The organism is Leptolyngbya sp. FACHB-711 (assembly GCF_014695615.1).
Classification (GTDB): Bacteria; Cyanobacteriota; Cyanobacteriia; order Elainellales; family Elainellaceae; genus Leptolyngbya_A.
The window spans coordinates 1-3,295 of record NZ_JACJOR010000338.1 but is presented as its reverse complement, the minus strand read 5'-3'; the positions used below and the strand labels follow the sequence as shown (position 1 = coordinate 3,295).

The following is a 3,295-nucleotide window of genomic DNA, read 5'->3' as shown; positions in this document are numbered from 1 at the left end:
ATGAAAAGATTGTCTTAGGGAACCGTGCTTGCCCGTTTGCTGAAAAAGTCATCGATCGCCCCGCTATGTGTATGATGACCTCAAATGTTTTTGGCTCCATTGCAGCGGACAATTTAGGGTACGCCAAGGTGGAACTGCAAGAGACGATAGCGACGGGGGCGCCTGGATGCCAGGTGGTCGTTTATTTGAAACCCACTCCAGAGGCAGAAGAAAGTCAAGGAAGAGAATACTTCAGGGGAGAGAATGAGGGGTGACTCCCGAACAGTTTCTCGAATTCGCCAGACTTTTGCCAGAACCCGTGCTCCTAATTTCGGTAAACGGTCAGATCCTGGCTGCCAACCCGTCATTCTCCAAGATGCTGGGGCTACACCACCAGATACTGCAAGGGAAAATGCTCTTTGAGCTGGTAACCAATCCTCCTGATCAAGTCAGACAGTATCTACGCAATTGCTCCAGCAGTCGAGGAATGGTGCTTGGATCATTAACCTTGAGTGCCAACAATGGAGAAACTTGCTTGTGTCGCTCTGAAGGGGCAGCCATCCGACCGTGGTCACCCGAATCGCCTGCATTAATTTTATTGCGCTTAAAAAGTAGGGAATCTGCCAGTAGCCGATTCATCCTACTTAACAAGAAGATCGATGAATTGGCAAAAGAGATCCGGCAACGGAAACGAGCGGAAGAAGAGCGGGCTCAACTTCTGGTGCAGGAACAAAAAGCACGAGCGGAGGCTGAGAAAGCACGAGCAGAAGCTGAGAATCTTAATCGATTGAAGGATGAATTTCTCTCAACCGTTTCCCATGAACTGCGGACCCCCCTCAATGCCATCCTTGGCTGGTCTCAGATCCTTCGGACCAAGAGGGTAGACGAAGCAACGATGAATCGCGCTCTGGAAACGATCGGGCGCAACGCTAGATCTCAGGCGCAGTTGGTTGATGATCTCCTGGATATCTCACGCATTATTACAGGAAAGATTCGCCTCGATGTTCAAACGGTTGAGCTATTGCCGGTGATTGAGGCAGCGATGGATACGGTGCGACCTACCGCTGATGCAAAAAACATACGACTGCAATCGGTGCTCGATCCAGCAGCAGGTCCTGTTTTAGGAGACTCCGAGCGGCTACAGCAAATTGTCTGGAATCTGCTCAGCAATGCGATCAAGTTCACATCGAAACACGGGCGGGTTCAGGTTTGCCTACAACGAATTAACTCTCATGTTGAAATTGTTGTGGCGGATACAGGTCAAGGCATCAGTGCCGAATTCCTCCCCTACGTCTTCGAGCGCTTTCGCCAGGCAGATAGTTCCATCACCCGTTCCTTTGGTGGGCTAGGGCTGGGTTTAGCGATCGTCCGCCAATTGGTGGAGCTGCATGGCGGAACGGTGCACGCTGAAAGCCCAGGAGAAGGACAAGGATCAACGTTTACAGTGAAACTACCACTGATGGCTGTTGGACTGACAGCAATTGAACCAGAACGGGTGCATCCAGCGGTGGGAGGCAGTGTCCCGTTTGACTGCTCCCCTCGGCTAGATGGATTGAGGATACTAATCGTGGATGACGACGCGGATATTCGGGATTTACTCACCTACACGCTAGAAGTTTGTGGGGCAGAAGTCATGGCTGCAGTTTCAGCAGACGATGCAATCTCAGCACTAACCGCATCTTCGACGCCGATGGATATATTAATTAGTGATATTGGGATGCCGGATGAAGACGGTTATGCTCTGTTACGTCGAGTCAGAGCACTGGAACCAGAAAACGGAGGAAAAATTCCCGCTATAGCCCTGACAGCGTATGCCAGAACTCAGGATCGCAGGGCTGCTCTTTTAGCAGGCTTCCAGTCCCATGTTGCCAAACCAGTTGAACCTGCTGAATTAATTGCAGTGATTGCAAATCTGGCTGGACGAATCAGAGGTATCTAATACCAATTTGCGATTTCGGACTTGGCTGTAGGAATGTCTATGGCTACGGCACTTCCAGAGTAACGATGGTAGTGCGAGCGCCCAGAAGTCTTCGGGTTCGTGATTTTGAGGTCATCGGCAAGGGGTGCGATCGTTCAAAAGGATGTTAGTTGGGGCGATCGTGGTTTCGAGCTAAACTGTGGAAAGCCAAGCAGAGTGAGGCGATCGGTGAAGTTGCAGGCTAACAAGTCGTTGGAGCGGACGCTCGCCCTTGGTGCTCAGTTCAAGATCTCTGCAGCCGCTCAACTTTGCCGTTATCTCGCTTGAGTTGTAAGTAGTGGTAGTAGTTTCAAAGCCATCTGTTCATATCGAGAGCAAGTAAATTTCAGAAAATAAGCATATCAGCAAGCTAGATGAAGCCTGAAGTCATTACTGCAATCCTTGCAGCAATTGTTGCCGTTATTAGCGCAGTCATCAGTATTTACGGTCAAACTCGTATTGCCCGATTAACTGACCGCCTTACAAAGCAGCGTGAAGCCGAATCGCGTGAAGCTCAGACGGCTGCTTTAATGTCTAAGTACCGAGATCCCTTATTGCGCTCAGCGATTGATCTTCAGAGCCGCTTGTACAACATTCATCAGAACAGGTTTTTGGAGCGTTTCTACCATCGATCGCCATCCTCACAGAGCTATGCGATTAACAACACCCTGTACGTTGTGGCGGAGTACCTTGGATGGGTAGAAATTTTACGCCGAGAAATTCAGTTTTTGGACTTGGGTGAGCTAGAACTGAACCGTCCCTTGAGTGAACTACTGGTCAATATCAATCAAGCCTTTGCACATTACAAAGCCGGAGGCACTTTCCAACTCCATAACGGTAAGCAGCGAGCGATTGGGGAAATCATGACAGTTCCTCGTTCTAATAGTGAAGCGATTGGATATGATTGCATTGGTTACGCAACGTTTGTGAAAAAGATGAGCGATCCGGAGTTTGCGGGCTGGTTCGCGAAGCTGAGAGACGATATTGACACGATGGGAAATGCGTCAAAGGTTGAAGCTGAGAGACTTGTATTAATTCACAGTAAGCTCATCGATCTAATTGATTTCCTTGATCCTCACCACGTTCGAGTGCCGCCAAAGTACCGAACTAGGATTGAACAGAAATAAGAACCTTGTTTATAGTCGCGTTAGGGCGTAAGCCAAAAAGGTATTGAACGCTTATATCTCATAAACTTCCAGTGGCAGTCGATCGGGATCTTGAAAAAAGGTAAACCGTTTTCCGGTTAGTTCATCCACTCGAATTGGCTCGAGTTCTACGCCTTTCGATCGCAAATCTGCCACGGCTTGATCTAAATCTTCAACTGCAAAAGAAAGATGGCGCAGCCCACAGGCTTCGGGA

Annotated in this window: 4 protein-coding genes and 1 pseudogene; 4 read left to right on the top strand and 1 reads right to left on the bottom strand. The window is 49.1% G+C overall.

The annotated features are described in order from the left end of the window. The 4 genes and pseudogenes from H6F80_RS29440 to H6F80_RS13985 form a co-directional block, all read left to right on the top strand. Positions 1-254, top strand: a 254-nt coding sequence (locus H6F80_RS29440; protein ID WP_242067353.1) for a methanogen output domain 1-containing protein, incomplete at its 5' end; no start/stop codon positions are given. After that, positions 251-475, top strand: a pseudogene (locus H6F80_RS30800) (PAS domain-containing protein); the annotation flags it as partial. The gene H6F80_RS29440 and the pseudogene H6F80_RS30800, both read left to right, overlap by 4 nt. Positions 476-643: 168 nt before the next feature. Beyond that, positions 644-1,918: a hybrid sensor histidine kinase/response regulator gene (locus H6F80_RS13990; RefSeq protein ID WP_242067352.1), complete on the top strand. Its 1,275-nt coding sequence runs from the start codon at positions 644-646 to the stop codon at positions 1,916-1,918. A gap of 392 nt (positions 1,919-2,310) precedes the next feature. Continuing rightward, complete coding sequence (locus H6F80_RS13985) at positions 2,311-3,063, top strand: hypothetical protein (RefSeq protein WP_190792147.1); 753 nt, start codon at positions 2,311-2,313, stop codon at positions 3,061-3,063. A 51-nt stretch (positions 3,064-3,114) separates the two neighbouring features. Here the strand turns inward: H6F80_RS13985 and H6F80_RS13980 are convergent. Beyond that, on the bottom strand, positions 3,115-3,295 hold a 181-nt coding region (locus tag H6F80_RS13980; RefSeq protein WP_190792146.1), incomplete at its 5' end, for a VOC family protein.

Bases quoted from the DNA above. Each gene is read 5' to 3' on its own strand.
- H6F80_RS13985 (WP_190792147.1), top strand. From the start codon at position 2,311: ATGAAGCCTGAAGTCATTACTGCAATCCTTGCAGCAATTGTTGCCGTT.